The organism is Rhizobium sp. BG4, from assembly GCF_016864575.1.
In the GTDB taxonomy this organism is placed as follows: Bacteria; Pseudomonadota; Alphaproteobacteria; order Rhizobiales; family Rhizobiaceae; genus Rhizobium.
This window is the reverse complement of the sequence record NZ_CP044125.1, coordinates 2,447,810-2,466,093: the sequence shown is the minus strand read 5'-3', so window position 1 is coordinate 2,466,093 and position 18,284 is coordinate 2,447,810. Positions and strand designations below refer to the sequence as shown.

At 62.4% G+C, this 18,284-nt stretch carries 10 protein-coding genes; 9 read left to right on the top strand and 1 reads right to left on the bottom strand.

Annotation, left to right across the window (positions count from 1 at the left end):
- Window positions 1-7: 7 nt before the first annotated feature.
- Entirely contained in the window at window positions 8-1,072 is a 1,065-nt protein-coding gene (locus F2982_RS12525; protein WP_112719704.1) for an ABC transporter substrate-binding protein, read from the bottom strand.
- A 134-nt stretch (window positions 1,073-1,206) separates the two neighbouring features.
- Between F2982_RS12525 and F2982_RS12520 the strand changes: the two genes are divergently transcribed.
- The 9 genes from F2982_RS12520 (at window position 1,207) to glgB (ending at window position 18,280) form a co-directional block, all read left to right on the top strand.
- Complete coding sequence (locus F2982_RS12520; RefSeq protein WP_112719840.1) at window positions 1,207-3,120, top strand: adenylate/guanylate cyclase domain-containing protein; 1,914 nt, start codon at window positions 1,207-1,209, stop codon at window positions 3,118-3,120.
- 26 nt (window positions 3,121-3,146) lie between these two features.
- Window positions 3,147-3,824, top strand: coding sequence for a response regulator transcription factor (locus F2982_RS12515; RefSeq protein ID WP_199628985.1), 678 nt, complete (start codon window positions 3,147-3,149; stop codon window positions 3,822-3,824).
- On the top strand, window positions 3,821-5,203 hold the full coding sequence (locus F2982_RS12510) for a sensor histidine kinase (protein ID WP_203428016.1): 1,383 nt from the start codon (window positions 3,821-3,823) through the stop codon (window positions 5,201-5,203). The genes F2982_RS12515 and F2982_RS12510 overlap by 4 nt, the downstream gene beginning before the upstream one ends.
- Window positions 5,204-5,312: 109 nt before the next feature.
- Window positions 5,313-8,636, top strand: a complete 3,324-nt coding sequence (locus F2982_RS12505; RefSeq protein ID WP_203428015.1) for a transglutaminase family protein — start codon at window positions 5,313-5,315, stop codon at window positions 8,634-8,636.
- 11 nt (window positions 8,637-8,647) lie between these two features.
- Entirely contained in the window at window positions 8,648-11,062 is a 2,415-nt protein-coding gene (locus tag F2982_RS12500; RefSeq protein ID WP_203428014.1) for a circularly permuted type 2 ATP-grasp protein, read from the top strand.
- A gap of 4 nt (window positions 11,063-11,066) precedes the next feature.
- Complete coding sequence (locus F2982_RS12495) at window positions 11,067-11,948, top strand: transglutaminase family protein (RefSeq protein ID WP_246777436.1); 882 nt, start codon at window positions 11,067-11,069, stop codon at window positions 11,946-11,948.
- A gap of 195 nt (window positions 11,949-12,143) precedes the next feature.
- The gene (locus F2982_RS12490; RefSeq protein ID WP_246777435.1) at window positions 12,144-13,337 is read left to right on the top strand and encodes a VWA domain-containing protein; all 1,194 of its coding nucleotides are present in this window, start codon (window positions 12,144-12,146) and stop codon (window positions 13,335-13,337) included.
- 276 nt (window positions 13,338-13,613) lie between these two features.
- The gene (locus tag F2982_RS12485; RefSeq protein WP_203428013.1) at window positions 13,614-16,076 is read left to right on the top strand and encodes a glycogen/starch/alpha-glucan phosphorylase; all 2,463 of its coding nucleotides are present in this window, start codon (window positions 13,614-13,616) and stop codon (window positions 16,074-16,076) included.
- A complete protein-coding gene (gene glgB, locus F2982_RS12480) occupies window positions 16,073-18,280 on the top strand; it encodes a 1,4-alpha-glucan branching protein GlgB (RefSeq protein WP_203428012.1) in 2,208 nt (735 codons plus the stop codon). Before F2982_RS12485 ends, glgB begins: the two co-directional genes overlap by 4 nt.
- Window positions 18,281-18,284 lie beyond the last annotated feature (4 nt).

Genomic DNA, 18,284 nt, shown 5'->3' with positions numbered 1-18,284 from the left:
GCCGGACTTACTGCCGGCGCAGCACTTCGTTCCAATGGGCTATCAGCCGTGCCCGTTTCACCTGATCGAGATAGACCATCAAACCAGGACTGACCGGCACCGGCTTCAGCTGCGCGCCGAGCAGCTCCTGCATGGTATTGGCAGTATTGTCGCCCGCCACCTCGGGGCTGACGGCCGGGATCTGCAGTTCGCGCGCCATGATCGTCTGCCCCTCCTTCGACATGAAGAAGGAGAGATATTGCCGCCCGAGCTCAGGGTCGGCCGCTGCCTGCGGCACCAGCCCGATGCGTGACATGACGACCGTATAATCCTTCGGCAGCACGATCCCGACATCCGGATGCCGGGCCGCCCAGTCAGCGGCATAGGAGCCGAGGATGTTATAGCCAAGCACGAAGCGCCCGTCGGCAACGCGCTCGAGGATCGCTGAGCTCGTCGAGTAAAGCTTGACGCCCGCCGCACCCATGGCGCCGATCACCGACCAGATATCGCCGAACTGCTCCTGGTCGCGCGCCATGAACAGGAAGCCGACGCCCGACCGCTCGATGTCATAGGTGCCGATGCGGCCATAAACGGCATTGCCCTTGCGCGTGAGGTAATCGACGAATTCGGCACGCGACGACGGCACCGCCTCATGCTTGAAGCTCGGCTTATGATAGACGAAGACGGCGGGCTCGAAGGTCAGTGCATAGGCGGTGTTGCGCCAGTTCGCCCATTTCGGCCAGCGCCCGCTCATCGGCAGGTTGCTGACCTGCGCGTAACCGTCGTTGGACAGCTTCACCTGCAGGTCCATCGCCGATGAAAAGGCGAAATCCGCCGTCTTCTTACCGGCATCGGTTTCCCGCACGATCCGGTCGTAGATCTCCCCGGTCAGCATATCCTCATAGCGGATCGCCACATCGGGATTGGCATGCTGGAACCCCGTTATCATCGGCTTGGCAAGCGGCTCGTCCAGCGATGAATAAACCGTCAGCACCCTGGCATCCGCCTTGCCCGATTTTGCCGGGTAGAAGGTCTGGTTGCCGTAAGCAAAGCCCGGACAGAGCATTAGTAAAAGAATGAAAAGTCTCCTCATGCCCCAAGGATTGCATGCGTGCAAAACGGGAGCAAGCGCCGATACTCTAGTCAAAGCGGCAAAATCGCAGTCGCCCCGCGACAAGAACTTCAAAAGAAGTTAAGCTAAATTAGACCGTTTTCATGGAGGGGATGTTGGAACGACGGCTGAGTGCAATACTCGCTGCCGACGTCGTGGGTTATAGCCGCCTGATGGGTATCGACGAGTCCGGCACCCTCCAGGCTCTCAACCGTCACCGCTGCGAACTGATCGATGTCAGGATCTCCGACTACAAGGGCCGGACATTCAAGCTGACAGGCGATGGAATGTTTGTCGAGTTCCAGAGCGTCGTGAATGCCGTTGCCTGCGCGGTCGAAATCCAGCGAAACATGGCGGCGCGCAACGAGGGCGTACCGAAGGAACAACGCATCGAATTCCGCATCGGCATCAATCTTGGCGACGTCGTCGTCCAGGATGGTGACGTGTTCGGCGATGGCGTCAACGTGGCGGCGCGGCTGGAAAAGCTCGCGCAGCCCGGCGGCATCTGCGTGTCCGGCTCGGTGCGCGATCAGGTCGGTACGCGGCTGAATGTCGGCTTCGAGCTGCAGGGCGAGCATGCGCTGAAAAACATCAAGCAGCCGGTGCAGGTCTATACCATCGACATCACCAAGGGTTCCGGCAGCAGCCGCAGCGCCACCCAGCGGCGCAACACCTGCTTCATCGCCGTCCTGCCCTTTACCAATATGAGCGGCGATACCGAGCAGGACTACTTCTCCGACGGCATCACCGAGGACATCATCACCGATCTCTCCAAGGTCTCCAGCCTGCATGTCGTGCCGCGCCACACGGTTTTCACCTACAAGGGGACTTCGGTGCGCATCAAGCAGGTCGCCCAGGAACTCGGCGTCCGCTATGTGCTGGAGGGCAGCGTGCGCATGGCGGGCACCCGCGTGCGCATCTCCAGCCACCTGATAGACACCACCAATGGCGACCACCTCTGGGCCGACCGCTATGACCGGAACCTGACCGACATCTTCGCCATCCAGGACGAGATCGCCAATTCGATCGTCGGCCAGCTAAAGATCCGGCTGCTGCCGGAGGAGCGCAAGGCGATCGCCGAAGAGCCGACCGCCAATGTCGAGGCCTATACCTATTACCTCCGCGGCCGGCAGCTCTCCCATACCTGGACGAAATCCTATCTCGTCCTTGCCCGCCGCATGTTCGAAAAGGCCGTCGAGCTCGATCCCGAATATGGCCGCGCCTATGCCGGTATTGCCGATTGTGACGCTGCCATCCGCGACTGGGATCCGGATCAGGTCTCCGTCGAGCAGATTCTCAAGGCGAGCGCCCGGGCGCTGGAACTCAACCCTGATCTTGCTGAAGCCCATGCCTCGCACGGCTTGGCGCTGCATCAGAACGGCGAGGAGCAGCAGGCGATCGAATCCTTCGAGCGCGCGCTGGCCCTCGACCCGAACCTCTATGAAGCGAATTTCCACTACGGTCGCTTCTTCTTCATGCGCGGCGACTATGCGAATTCGGTGCATTATTTCACCCGCGCTGCCCATATCCGCACCGACGACTACGTATCGCCAATCCACCTGATGAGCGCCTACCGCTCGCTCGGGCGCGCCGCCGACACCGAAAACTGGGCGAAACTCGGGCTGCTGCGCGCCGAACGCGCCCTCAACCTCAACCCGGAAAATTCCGGGCCGGCGCATCGCGGCGCGCTGGCGCTCGCCCATCTCGGCGATGCCGGACGGGCCCGCAACTGGGCGGCGCGCGCCATCGCCATCGACCCGGATGATATCGTCGCGCAGTACAATCTAGCCTGCGTCTATTCCGTCCTCGGCGATGTGGACGAGGCGATGGTGCTCCTGGAAAGGCTGCTGGTGCGCAGCTCGATCTACCATATCAAATGGTTCGACAACGATTCCGACCTGGACAACGTCCGTACCCACCCGCGCTTCATCAGGCTGCGCGAAATTGCGCAGCAGGAAGAGGCAGCTCACCCCCGCATCAGCAAAAACACCGACAGCACGGCTGATGACAGCGGCACACCCGCCCTGTAATCTCCTTTCCAAAAAAGGAAACATCCGTGCGCATCCTGCTGACCGAAGACAATGTCGCGCTTGCCGATGGCCTGTCCGCGATCTTGCGCGGTACGGGGCATGCGGTCGATGTCGTGCATGACGGAGCCTCCGCCAACGCCGTCATCGCCGCCGAGAATTTCGATCTCGTCATCCTCGATCTCAACCTGCCGGAAATGGACGGCCTGGAAGTGCTGCGCAACATGCGCGCCCGCCAAAGCAAGGCCGCCGTTCTGATCCTGACCGCCCGCGGCACCCCGGAAGAGCGCGTCCGCGGCCTCGATCTCGGCGCCGACGACTACCTGATCAAGCCTTTCGACATTGCCGAATTCGAAGCGCGCGTGCGCGTTCTCCTGCGCCGCCAGGCCGGGCTGCATTCGGCGACCGTCATGTATGGTCCGGTTTCCTTCGATCTCAATTCCCGCACCTTCTCGGCAGCCGGCGTGCAGATCGATATCCCCGCCCGCGAACTCGGCCTGCTCGAAATCCTCTTCATGCGCGCCGGCAAGGTCGTTGCCAAGGAGGCCATCATCCAGTCGCTGACAGCCTTCGACGACGACATATCGGCCAATGCGATCGAGCAATATGTCAGCCGCCTGCGCAAGCGGCTCGCGCCCTATGGCCTGACGGTCAAGACGGCCCGCGGCATCGGCTACTATCTCGACAAACTGACCGAGGCCGCATGAGCGCTGCCTATTCGCTGCGCCGCAGGCTGCTGTTCTGGCTGCTGATCTCGACCGCCATCATCGGAACGCTGGCGCTCGCCGATACCTATCGCGAGGCGATCCAGACTTCGAACATCGTCTCGGACCGCGTGCTCGCAGGCTCGGCGCTGGCCATCGCCGAGCGTGTCGTCGTTGCCGAAGACGGAACGCTTGAAGTCGACATTCCCTATGTCGCGCTGGAAATGCTGACCTCAGCCGCCCAGGACCGCGTCTTCTACCGCGTCGACGGCCCGCCCGGCGAGTTCATCACCGGCTATCAGAACCTGCCGACGCTTGCCGACACATCCGGCGAAGTCGCGGGCTTCGCCGACGATATCTTCCGCGGCGAGCCGATCCGTGTCGCCACGCTCCGGCGTTCGGCCTCGACGGGCATCCGCTCTGTGCCATTCGCCGTCACCGTTGCCGAGACCACCATCGCCCGCCGCCAGCTCGCCCGCGCCATCCTGCTGCGCTCGGCGCTGCGCCTGCTGTTTATGATCGCGGGTGCGGCGGTTATCGTCTGGATTTCGGTCACCGTGGCGCTTCGCCCGCTCTACAAGCTCCGTGACGCCATCGGCGAGCGCAGCCCCGACGACCTGCACCCGATCCGCCAGTCGGTCCCGACCGAGGTCGAGCCGCTGGTCGATACGGTCAACAGCTTCATGGTCCGCCTGCAATCGGCGCTCGACGCGCTGCGCAATTTCACCGGCAATGCCAGCCACCAGCTGCGCACCCCGCTGGCGATCATCCGCACCCAGCTTGCGCTCTCCGCTCGCTCCGCGACCTTGGACGAAGCCCACCGTTCAGCCCTGAAAGGCGACCAGGCGGTCGCCCATGCCGAGCGCATCCTTGCCCAGCTGCTGTTGATGGCGAAGATCGATGCCGCCACCGCCAAGGAAGCGCTGACGGCGACGGCGATCGATCTCACCCCGATCGCCCAGGAAATCACCGGCGAGCTGATCCCGACCGCCGCCGAGGCGGGGATCGATCTCGGTTTCGAAGGCGAAGGTGCCGCGATGATCCGCGCCGAGCCGCTGCTGATCGGCGAACTCCTGCGCAATCTCACCGGCAACTCCATCGCCTATGCCGGAAAGGGCGCCGAGGTGACCGTCCGCGTTTGCCGCAACGGCGAGACGGTGGCGCTCGAAGTCGAGGATAACGGCCCCGGCATTCCACCGGAAAAGCTTGAAGCCGTGCGCCAGCGCTTCTCGCGCGGCAACGATTCGGGCGCGCCCGGCGCCGGTCTCGGCCTGCCGATCGTCGAGGAGATCGCCAATCTCTTCAATGCCAGCCTGACGCTCGCCAATGGTCCGGATGGAAAGGGCCTCAAGGCTTCGGTCACCTTCGCAAAACTGTCGTAAAGCCTTCCAGCCGTTAACCTTTGTGCCTTGCATTCTTTCGCTGCATTGCACACTATCGCTTTGGGAACAGCTAAGCCGCGCAACGATGCGGCGCCGGATAAGGCGAAATATGTCGATCAAGGCCAGCATCTATCATCTGACGCACTATACCTATGACAAGCCGGTCCGGCTCGGGCCGCAGGTCATCCGCCTGAAACCCGCCTCGCATTCGAAGACCCGCGTACTCAGCCATTCGCTGAAAGTGACGCCGTCGAACCATTTCGTGAACCTGCAGCAGGATCCCTACGGCAACTATCTCGCCCGCTTCGTCTTTCCCGAGCCGGTGACCGAATTCAAGATCGAGGTCGATCTGGTCGCCGACATGACCGTCTACAATCCCTTCGACTTCTTCGTCGAAGAGGAAGCGACGAAATGGCCCTTCGATTATCCCGAGACCATCCGCGAAGACCTGTCGATCTACATGAAGCCCGAGGAGCCCGGCCCGCGGCTCAAGGCGCTTCTGGAAACGCTCGACTACACGCCGGGCCAGCCGACCGTCGATATGGTCGTCGGCCTCAATGCCCGGCTGCAGCAGCAGATCGGCTATGTCATCCGCATGGAAGCCGGCGTCCAGACGCCGGAACAGACGCTGGAGACTGCCAAGGGCTCCTGCCGCGATACAAGCTGGCTGCTGGTGCAGATTCTGCGCCATCTCGGCCTCGCCGCCCGCTTCGTCTCCGGTTACCTGATCCAGCTGACGCCCGATCTGAAGGCGCTTGACGGCCCCTCCGGCACAGAGGTCGATTTCACCGATCTGCATGCCTGGGCGGAAGTCTATCTGCCGGGCGCCGGCTGGATCGGCCTCGACCCGACCTCCGGCCTGCTGACCGGCGAAAGCCATATCCCGCTCGCCGCCACCCCGCATTTCCGCAATGCCGCGCCGATCTCCGGCGGCTATTTCGGCGAGGCGAATACCGAATTCGCCTTCGACATGAAAGTCACCCGCGTCGCCGAGCATCCGCGCATCACCAAACCGTTCTCCGACGAGAGCTGGGATGAACTGAACGAACTCGGCGAAAAGATCGACCGCATTCTGGAGGCTGAAGACGTCCGGCTCACCATGGGCGGCGAACCGACCTTCGTGTCGATCGACGACTTCGAATCCGCCGAATGGAACACCGCCGCCGTCGGCCCGACCAAGCGCGAAAAGGCCGACAGCCTGATCCGCAAGCTGCGCGAGCGCTTCGCGCCGGGCGGCTTCCTGCATTACGGCCAGGGCAAATGGTACCCCGGCGAAAGCCTGCCGCGCTGGACCTTCTCGCTCTATTGGCGCAAGGACGGCATGCCGATCTGGCAGGACCCGAACCTGATTGCCGCCGAAGGCAAGGATACCGGCGTGACACCAGCTGATGCCGAACGGCTGATGACCGGCATCGCCCGCGAACTGGCAATCTCGCCGGACATGGTGCTGCCCGCCTATGAGGATCCCGCCGAGTGGATCGTCAAGGAAGGCAATCTGCCGGAGAATGTGGATCCCTCGAATTCGAAGCTCAAGGATCCCGAAGAGCGCAACCGCATCGCCCGCGTCTTCGAACGCGGCCTGACGGTTCCGACCGGCTACATCCTCCCCGTCCAGGCCTGGAACGCCCAGGCCTCCGGCCGCCGCTGGATGAGCGAGAAGTGGCAGACGCGCCGCGGCAAGATCTTCCTCGTGCCCGGCGACAGCCCCGTCGGCTACCGCCTGCCGCTCGGCACCCTGCCCTATATCTCGCCCGCGCAATTTCCCTATATCCACACCGCCGACCCTTCGATCCCGCGTGAAGCGCTGCCGAAGGTGATGACGCCGCCCGGCCGCGCCATGCTGGAAGCTTCGCGCCATGCAGAGGAAGGCGGCCAGACCCGTGTCGAGCAGACGATCGGCGAGATCGGCGGCTCGGTGCGCACGGCGATGTCCGTCGAGCCGCGCGACGGAAGGCTTTGCATCTTCATGCCGCCGGTCGAGCGCATCGAGGACTATCTCGAACTGATCGCCGCTGCAGAGCATGCCGCCCGCGATCTCGGTCTTCCCGTCCATATCGAAGGCTACTCGCCGCCGCAGGACGAGCGCATCAACGTGATCCGGGTCGCGCCCGATCCGGGGGTCATCGAGGTCAACATCCACCCTGCCTCGAACTGGCAGGACTGCATCGACATCACCACCACCATCTACGAGGAAGCCCGCGAGACACGCCTTGGCGCCGACAAGTTCATGATCGACGGCCGCCACACCGGCACCGGCGGCGGCAACCATGTCGTCGTCGGCGGCGCCAATCCGGGCGACAGCCCGTTCCTGCGCCGCCCGGATCTTTTGAAGAGCCTGGTGCTGCAATGGCAGCGGCATCCCTCGCTCTCCTACATGTTCTCCGGCATGTTCATCGGCCCGACCAGCCAGGCGCCGCGCATCGACGAAGCCCGCCACGACAGCCTCTACGAACTCGAAATCGCCATGGCGCAGGTGCCGATGCCCGGCCGCGGCGTTGCACCGCTTCCCTGGCTCGTCGATCGGCTCTTCCGCAACCTCCTGACCGACGTCACCGGCAACACCCACCGCGCCGAAATCTGCATCGACAAGCTGTTCTCTCCGGATGGCCCCACCGGCCGCCTCGGCCTCGTCGAGTTCCGCGGTTTCGAAATGCCGCCGAATGCCCGCATGTCGCTCGCCCAGCAGCTCCTGGTGCGCGCGCTGATCGCCCGCTTCTGGATCAATCCTGCCGATGGCAAGTTCGTGCGCTGGGGCACCTCGCTGCATGACCGGTTCATGCTGCCGCATTTCGTCTGGGCCGATTTCCTCGATGTCCTCAACGATCTCCGCGAAAACGGCTTCGACCTCAGCCCCGAATGGTTCAAGGCGCAGCTGGAGTTCCGCTTCCCCTTCTGCGGTGAAGTCGAATACGAGGGCTCGAAGCTCGAACTGCGGCAGGCGCTGGAGCCTTGGCATGTGATGGGCGAGGAAGGCGCGATCGGCGGCACGGTTCGCTATGTAGACAGCTCCGTCGAGCGCCTGCAGGTGCGGCTGGAGACCAACAATGCCTCGCGCTACACCGTCACCTGCAATGGCCGGACGGTGCCGCTGACGCCGACCGGCACATCAGGCGTCTCCGTCGCCGGCGTGCGCTACAAGGCTTGGCAGCCTTCGTCGGGCCTGCACCCCGTCCTGCCGGTCAACACGCCGCTCACCTTTGACATTTATGATACATGGTCGAAGCGTTCGATCGGCGGCTGCATCTATCATGTTGCCCATCCGGGCGGCCGCAACTATGACACCTTCCCGGTCAACGGAAACGAAGCGGAAGCCCGGCGGCTGGCGCGATTCGAACCGTGGGGACATACGGCAGGCGGCTTCATTCCGCGCGCCGAAACAGGTTCGCAGGAATTCCCGCTGACGCTCGATCTCAGGCGCCCGGCAGGACTTTAGGCTAGGTTTTAATGGGCAAGAAACCGGCAACAGAGCGCAAGGCAATCGAGAACCGCAGCGGCAACGATGCGATCCTCGATTATTCGCCATTGCCCGGCGTTGCCGACGAGATGGTCGACAATAACGGCGCCATCCGCCCGGTCTGGCAGCGCTTCCTCTCCGCCTTCGGCCGCGTACCGAAGCCCGAGCTTGCCGAACGCTTCGCCCGCGCCGACCGCTATCTGCGCGACGCCGGCGTCTTCTACCGCGCCTATGGCAACAAAGGCACCGGCGAGCGCTCCTGGCCGCTGTCGCACATCCCGGTCCTGATCGACGAGCGCGAATGGCAGCAGCTGTCGGCCGGTCTCGTGCAGCGCGCCGATCTCCTGGAAGCGATCGTCGCCGATATCTACGGCAACAATTCCCTCGTCCAGGAAGGCTTCGTGCCGCCCGGCCTGATCGCTTCCAACCCGGAATTCCAGCGCCCGCTCGTCGGCGTCAAACCGGCGAACGGCCACTACCTGCATTTCTGCGCCTTCGAAATCGGCCGCGGCCCCGACGGAAACTGGTGGGTGCTCGCCGACAGGACGCAGGCTCCTTCAGGCGCCGGCTTCGCACTGGAAAACCGCGTCGCCACCACCCGCGCCTTCTCGGATGTCTATGCCGAAACGCCGGTGCACCGCCTCGCCTCCTTCTTCGGCGCCTTCCGCGATACGCTGCAGACGATGAAGCATTCGGGCGACGACCGCATCGCGGTTCTGACCCCGGGCCCAGCCAACGAGACCTATTACGAGCACGCCTATATCGCCCGATATCTCGGCTTCATGCTGCTAGAGGGCGAGGACCTGACCGTCGTCAACGGCCGCATCATGGTGCGCACCGTTGCCGGCCTGAAGCCGATCGGCGTGCTCTGGCGCCGCCTCGATTCCGCCTATGCCGACCCGCTGGAGCTGAACCAGAATTCGCATATCGGCACGCCCGGCCTGCTTGACGCGCTCCGAGCCGAAACGGTGACCATCGTCAACGGCCTCGGCACCGGCATTCTCGAAACCCGCGCCCTGCTCGCCTTCATGCCGACCATCTGTCGCCGCCTGCTCGGTGAAGACCTGCGCCTGCCCTCGATCGCCACCTGGTGGTGCGGCCAGAAGGGCGAACAGGAACATGTCGCCGGCAATATCGAGAAGATGGTGATCGGCCCCGCCTTCTCCCGCGCCCCGTTCTTCGACGACAATGGCGAATCCGTGCTCGGCTCCTCGCTGCGCGCGACCGCGAAGGATTCGATTTCCGACTGGTTGGGCAGCGATGGCCCGAAGCTCGTCGGCCAGGAAGTCGTGACGCTCTCGACCACGCCCGCCTGGGTCGACGGCAAGCTCACGCCGCGGCCGATGTCGCTGCGCGTCTTCGCAGCCCGTACCGCGAACGGCTGGCAGATCATGCCCGGTGGTTTCGCCCGTATCGGCGCCAGCGACGATGTCGAGGCGATCGCCATGCAATCCGGCGGTGCCGCCGCCGACGTCTGGATCGTCAGCGACAAGCCAGTCGAACGCCATACGCTTCTACCGGCCGAAGGCAGCTTCACCCGCAACATGCCGGGCAGCCTGCCGAGCCGCGCCGCCGACAATCTCTTCTGGCTCGGCCGTTACATCGAGCGGGCTGAAGGCGCGCTGCGCATCCTGCGCGCCTGGCACGCCCGCTATGCCGAGGCCGCCGACCCGAACCAGCCGCTGCTTGCCGACGTCTCGGAATATCTGGCAGCGCTTGATATCGACACCGAGGAACCGGTGCCGGAAACGCTGCTGCGCAATATCGACAGCGCCGTCTATTCCGCCAGCAATATCCGCGACCGCTTCTCGCCCGATGGCTGGCTGGCGCTGAACGATCTCGCCAAGACCGCCCGCCGCTTCCGCATGACAGTGGCCGCCGGCGACGACGCCAGCCATGCGATGACCATCCTGCTCCGCAAGCTCGCGGGCTTTGCCGGTCTCGTCCACGAAAACATGTACCGCTTCACCGGCTGGCGCTTCCTGTCGCTCGGCCGCTATATCGAGCGCGGCCTGCACCTGACCCGGCTGCTCAGCCACATGTCCGGCCCCGATGCACCCGATGGCGCGCTCGACATGCTGCTCGAGATCGGCGACAGCGTCATGACCCATCGTCGCCGCTACAACGTCAACACCGCCCGGCTGACGGTGACCGACCTGCTGGCGCTCGATCCGCTCAACCCGCGCTCGATCCTGTTCCAGATGAACGAGATCCATCGCGAGGTGGAGCAGCTGCCGAACGCCTTCATCAACGGCCAGATGTCGCCCTTCTACCGCGAGGCGATGCGCCTTCATTCCGGCCTCGCCGTGATGACGCCGGAGACGATGAGCGTCGAGGTCTACAAGAAGCTGGAGCGCGAACTCGAAGCGCTCTCCGATCTGCTCGCACAGACCTATCTGGGGTGACGCCGTGCTCTACGACCTCTCGCTCCATATGGGTTACATCTACGACAGCCCGGCCTCCGGCGCCCGCCATATCATGCGGCTGATGCCGCTGTCGCTGCCCGACCGCCAGCGGCTGATCGCCGGCTCGATCACCATCTCGCCGTCACCCGACGAGCAGTCGCATTTCACCGATTTCTTCCGCCATCCCTCCACATCCTTCCTGCTGCGCTCGCCACACGAAACGCTGGATATCCGCATGCAGGCGCGCGTCCAGGTGGAGAGCCATTCGATCGCCGCCGACTTCTCGCCGATGCTGGCGGGCTTACCCGGAGAAGTCGCAGCCATCTGGTCGCTCGACCCGGAATCGCCGCACCATTTTCTGGGCGACAGCCCGCGCCTCAGCGAGACCAAGGCGATTTCGGATTACGCCCGCGAAAGCGCCGATGCCTCACGCACCGTGCTGCAGATCGCCACGGCCGTCTGCGCCCGTATCAACAAGGATTTCACCTATGACACCGAGGCGACCTCGGTGGACTCGACGCCGCTCGACGCCTTTGAGCTCAAACGTGGCGTCTGCCAGGATTTTTCTCACGTGATGATCCTGGCGCTGCGCAGCCTCGGCATCCCCGCCGGTTATGTCTCGGGCTTCCTGCGCACCATCCCGCCACCCGGCAAGGAACGCCTCGAAGGCGCCGATGCCATGCATGCCTGGGTCCGCGTCTGGTGCGGCAAGACGCTGGGCTGGGTAGAACTCGACCCGACCAACAACATCCCCGCCAGCACCGACCATATCGTCGTCGCCTACGGCCGCGACTACAGCGATGTGGCGCCGGTGATCGGCGTACTCAAGAGCTACGGCGGCCAGCGGGCGGTGCAGGCCGTGGATGTGGTGCCGCTGAAGCAGTGAAGCGCACAGGCCTGTGCCATAGATATTAATGGGCCGATGTCACAAATATTCCGGCTTCAATATCAACGATGCATTGATACGCATAAATTCTGTGCCGAAATCGTGAGTTGCATTCAATTTTAGGTTTTACCTTAAGGAGTACGGTAACAATCGGGCTGTAAACCGTCATGTTAACCCAACCCCATTGCAGGTGACATGATGTCTCCCATTTCGACTTTGCTCTCCGAGGCATCCGCCCTGCTTCGCGATCGCTCCGGTAATTTTGGCATGGTGACCGCGATCCTCGTTCCGGTTCTCGTTGGAGCCGCTAGTCTCGCCATCGATGTCTCGAATATCGTCGTTTCGCAAAGGCAACTGCAAGAAGCCTCCGATTCTGCGGCGCTCGCGGCAGCGACAGCACTCAAAAATGGCAAAGTGGCCAATGCCGACGAGGCGAAGGCCCTGGCGAAGGATTTTGTCGCCGGACAAATGTCTAACTTTGTCGATCAGGCAACCGTCGCAGCGATCAAACAATCACTCGTTGTGGATGTTCAGACAACGGTGACATCAAATGGCACGAGTTACAAAATCAATGTCACCAGCAACTACGCGCTGACGACGACGCCGCTGTCGAAGGTCTTCGGCTACAGTACTTTCAACGTTGCGGCAGGAAGCACGACGACGAGCGGTGTCAATCAATTTCGCAGCGCAGTCTCCATGACGCTGGTACTGGATGAATCGGGCTCGATGCTCGCGAATACCGGAACAAAAATCGTCCCGACCACATCTTGCCAACAGTACAACACCAGCGGCAGGTCGATCGGTAATATCAGCCCTTGCTATGTGAAGAAAATTGACGCCTTGAAGAGCGCGTCCAACTTGCTGCTTGACGAACTGGACGAAGCAGATCCCAAGGCCAAGTTTGTTAGAACAAATGCGATAGCCTGGAGCGGCACTATCCAGGACTCCAACGCCTTTTCTTGGGGGACGGCCAAAACCCGAACACAGGTGATCAACACGATGTCGGCAGGTGGCAACACAGAGTCCGCCGCGCCAATGAAAAAGGCCTATGAGGATCTGATAACCACGAATTCGCAGTCGGAAACCGAAATTCAGAAGGCTGCAGGAAATACCAGCCTGACGAAGTACATCGTTTTCATGACAGACGGCGAGAACAACGCCTCCTCATCGGATACCTCGACCTTGAAGACATGCACCAGTGCAAAGACCGACGGCATCAAGATTTACTCGATCGCATTCATGGCGCCTGACGCAGGTCAAAAACTCTTGGAAGCATGCTCAAGCGGAACAGGGTTTTACTTCAAGGCGGAGAGCATGAAGGATCTTCTCGATGCCTTCCAGAAAATCGGCGAAGACACTGGCAAAGACAAAACTCTTCTCACCAACTAACCCGCCCAAATCCTCCCAAAACAAAAGCCGCTCCGGAACAAACCGGGGCGGCTTTTCGTTGTCTGCTAATCCTCTGTATCAAATCGGGAAAATCGATTGAAATCAAGTCCCGGGGCAGAGGGGAATGTGAAGGTTTCGCAAATTTTTGCTTTGGTTAAATCGGCTGTTGCAAGTGCTTGGTAACGGTGCATAAACTGACAGTATTCGTGTGTGTGACAAAGCGATTACCTCAGGCATAACATACTGAAATCCAATCAAAATTGGCGAGACCTGACGATGAACACAGCTTCCAAGCCGACCATCCCCTCCCCCGCTCCTCGCAGCTCCCGGCCTGAAATTCTTGCAGAAGAAATCATTGAGCGCCTCACATACCGCATCGGCAAGGATGCCAAAGTCGCCAAGCCGCATGACTGGCTGACCGCCACGATCCTCGTGGTCCGCGACCGCATCATCGACAAATGGATGGACTCCACGCGCAAGGTTTACGCCACGGGCGACAAGCGCGTTTACTATCTATCCCTCGAGTTCCTCATCGGCCGCCTGATGCGCGATGCCGTCTCCAATCTCGGCCTGATGGAAGAGGTGCGCGATGCGCTGACCTCTCTCGGCGTCGATATCAACGTCATTGCCGGCCTTGAGCCGGATGCCGCGCTCGGCAACGGCGGCCTCGGCCGTCTCGCCGCCTGTTTCATGGAATCGATGGCGACCGTCGATGTCCCCGCTTATGGCTACGGCATCCGCTATGTCCACGGCCTGTTCCGCCAGCAGCTGGCCGACGGCTGGCAGGTCGAGCTGCCGGAAAGCTGGCTCGCCCACGGCAATCCCTGGGAATTCGAGCGCCGTGAAAGCGCCTATGAAATCGGCTTCGGTGGCGCCGTCGAAGTGGTCGGCGATCACGATGGCGAACCGCGTTATGTCTGGAAGCCCGCCGAGCGCGTCATCGCCGCCGCCTTCGACACGCCGGTGGTCGGCTGGCGCGGCAAGCGCGTCAATACGCTCCGTCTCTGGTCGGCCCAGCCGATCGACCCGATCCTGCTCGACGCCTTCAATGCCGGCGACCACATCGGCGCGCTGCGTGAGAGCAACAAGGCAGAAAGCCTGACCCGCGTTCTCTACCCGGCAGACGCAACGCCCGCCGGCCAGGAACTGCGCCTGCGCCAGGAGTTCTTCTTCTCATCGGCTTCGCTGCAGGACATCCTGCGCCGCCACCTGCAGCAATATGAGGATTTCACCTCGCTGCCCGACAAGGTGGCGATCCAGCTGAACGACACGCACCCGGCGGTCTCGGTCGCCGAGCTCACTCGCCTGCTCTGCGACGTGCACGGCCTCGATTTCGAAACCGCCTTCGATATCGTCCGCCGCACGATCTCCTACACCAACCACACGCTGCTGCCGGAAGCGCTGGAAACCTGGCCGATCCCGCTGTTCGAGCGCCTGCTGCCGCGCCACATGCAGCTGATCTATGCGATCAATGCCAAGGTTCTGGTCGAGGCGCGCCGCGAGAAAAACTTCTCCGACACCGAAATCCGCTCGATCTCGCTGATCGACGAAAGCGGCGATCGCCGCGTGCGCATGGGCAACCTCGCCTTCGTCGGCTCGCATTCGATCAACGGCGTCTCGGCGCTGCATACCGACCTGATGAAGGTCACGGTCTTTGCCGACCTGCACAAGCTCTATCCTGACCGCATCAACAACAAGACCAACGGCATCACGCCGCGCCGCTGGCTGCAGCAGTGCAATCCGGGGCTGACAGGTCTGATCCGCGAAGCGATCGGCGACGAGTTCATGGACGATGCCGAGAAGCTGAAGCCGCTCGAGAGATTCGCGAGTGATCCGGCTTTCCAGCAGAAGTTCGCCGCCGTGAAGCGCGCCAACAAGGTGGCGCTCTCCAATCTCGTTGCCAGCCGTATGGGCGTGAAGCTCGATCCGTCGGCGATGTTCGACATCCAGATCAAGCGCATCCACGAATACAAGCGCCAGCTGCTCAACGTCATCGAAGCCGTGGCGCTCTACGACCAGATCCGCTCGCATCCGGAAATGGACTGGACGCCGCGCGTAAAACTCTTCGCCGGCAAGGCGGCGCCGAGCTATCACAATGCCAAGCTGATCATCAAACTGATCAACGATGTGGCCCGCACGGTCAACAACGACCCGGCCGTCCGTGGCCTCCTGAAGGTCGTCTTCGTGCCGAACTACAACGTCTCGCTGGCCGAAGTCATGGTTCCCGCCGCCGACCTTTCCGAGCAGATCTCGACGGCCGGCATGGAAGCCTCCGGCACCGGCAACATGAAGTTCGCGCTGAACGGCGCGCTGACGATCGGAACGCTCGATGGCGCCAATGTCGAAATGCGCGACAATGTCGGCGACGACAACATCGTCATCTTCGGCCTGCAGGCCGATGAAGTGGCGAAGGTGCGCAGCGACGGTCACAATCCGCGCGAAATCATCGAGAGATCGCGCGAGCTGTCTCAGGCGCTCGCCTCGATCGCCGGCGGCGTCTTCTCGCCGGATGATCGCAACCGCTACACCCAGCTGATCGACGGCATCTATTCGCACGACTGGTTCATGGTCGCCGCCGATTTCGACGCCTACGCCGCGGCCCAGCGCGAGGTCGACCAGATCTGGAACAACCAGTCGTCCTGGTACACCAAGACGATCAACAACACGGCACGGATGGGCTGGTTCTCCTCCGACCGCACGATCCGGCAATATGCCGACGAGATCTGGAGAGCCGGATGAAAACGCCGAAAGCCACCCCTGAGGTAAAGCGTCCCTGGGAAATTTCGGCAGACGAAATCGCGGCGATTCTCGCTGGCTCGCATGCAAATCCTTTTGCCGCGCTCGGCGTGCATCAGGCGGGTGACAGCTATGCCGCCCGCTGCTTCATTCCGGGTGCGGAAGAAGTCACCGCCATGTCGCTCGATGGCACTGTCATCGGCGAACTGACACAGCTTCACCCGGATGGCTTCTTTGCCGGACCGGTGAAACTCACCAAGCAGCAGCCGGTGCGCTATCGCGCCCGCAAAGGCGATGCGGAATGGGCCGTCACCGACCCTTACAGCTTCGGCCCGGTTCTCGGCCCGATGGACGACTATTACGTTCGTGAAGGCTCGCATCTGCGCCTTTTCGACAAGATGGGCGCCCACTGGATCAAGCATGAAGGCGCGCAGGGTATCCACTTCGCCGTCTGGGCGCCGAATGCCCAGCGCGTCTCCGTCGTCGGCGATTTCAACAATTGGGATGGCCGCCGCCACGTCATGCGCTTCCGCTCCGGCGCCGGCATCTGGGAGATCTTCGCCCCTGATGTGCCGACCGGCGTGCCCTACAAGTTCGAGATCCGCGGCAACGACGGCGTGCTCTTGCCGCTGAAGGCCGACCCCTTCGCCCGCCGCAGCGAGCTGCGCCCGAAGACCGCCTCGGTCACCGCGCCGGAACTTCTGCAGGAATGGGAGGATGCCGCCCATCTCAAGCATTGGCGCGAGGCCGACCAGCGCCGCCAGCCGATCTCGATCTACGAGGTTCATGCCGGTTCATGGCAGCGCCGCCAGGACGGAACGTTCCTGTCCTGGGACGAGCTTGCCAATACGCTGATCCCCTATGTGACGGACATGGGTTTCACCCATATCGAATTCCTGCCGATCACCGAGCATCCCTACGATCCCTCCTGGGGCTACCAGACGACCGGCCTCTATTCGCCGAGCGCCCGCTTCGGCGAGCCGGAGGGGTTTGCGCGCTTCGTCAATGGCTGCCACAAGGTCGGCATCGGCGTCATCCTCGACTGGGTGCCGGCGCATTTCCCGACCGACGAGCACGGCCTCGGCTGGTTCGACGGCACGGCGCTCTACGAGCATGAGGATCCCCGCAAGGGCTTCCATCCGGACTGGAACACGGCGATCTACAATTTCGGCCGCACCGAAGTCCTCTCCTATCTCGTCAACAACGCGCTCTACTGGGCCGAGAAATTCCATCTCGACGGCCTGCGCGTCGATGCCGTCGCCTCGATGCTCTATCTCGACTATTCGCGCAAACACGGCGAATGGATCCCGAACGAATACGGCGGCAACGAAAACCTTGAGGCCGTGCGCTTCCTGCAGGACATGAACATGCGCATCTACGGGGAACACCCCGGCGTCATGACCATTGCCGAGGAATCGACGTCATGGCCGAAGGTCTCGCAACCCGTGCATGAAGGCGGCCTCGGCTTCGGCTTCAAGTGGAACATGGGCTTCATGCACGACACGCTGAGCTACATGAAGCGCGATCCCATTCATCGCCGCCACCATCACAACGAGCTCACCTTCGGCCTGCTCTATGCCTATTCGGAAAACTTCGTCCTGCCGCTGTCGCATGACGAAGTTGTCCACGGCAAGGGCTCGCTGATCGCCAAGATGCCGGGCGACGACTGGCAGAAATTCGCAAACCTGCGCGCCTACTACGCATACATGTGGGGCTATCCCGGCAAGAAGCTGCTGTTCATGGGCCAGGAATTCGCCCAGTGGAGCGAATGGAGCGAGGCCACCTCACTCGACTGGAACCTGCTGCAATACCGCATGCATGAAGGCATGCGCCGCTTGGTGCGCGATCTCAACCTCACCTACCGCTCCAAGCCTGCACTGCACGCCCGCGACTGCGAGGGCGAAGGCTTCGAATGGCTGATCGCCGACGATCACGAGAACTCGGTCTTCGCTTGGCTGCGCAAGGCGCCGGATCAGAAGCCGGTAGCCGTCATCACCAATTTCACCCCTGTTTACCGCGAGAACTACTCAATCCGCCTGCCTTTCGAGGGGCGCTGGCGCGAAATCCTCAATACCGATGCCGATATCTATGGCGGCAGCGGCAAGGGCAATGGCGGGCGCGTGCAAGCCGTCAATGCCGGTGGGACCATCGCCGCCACGATCACCTTGCCGCCGCTGGCGACGATCATGCTTGAACCTGAGACTTGAAGAC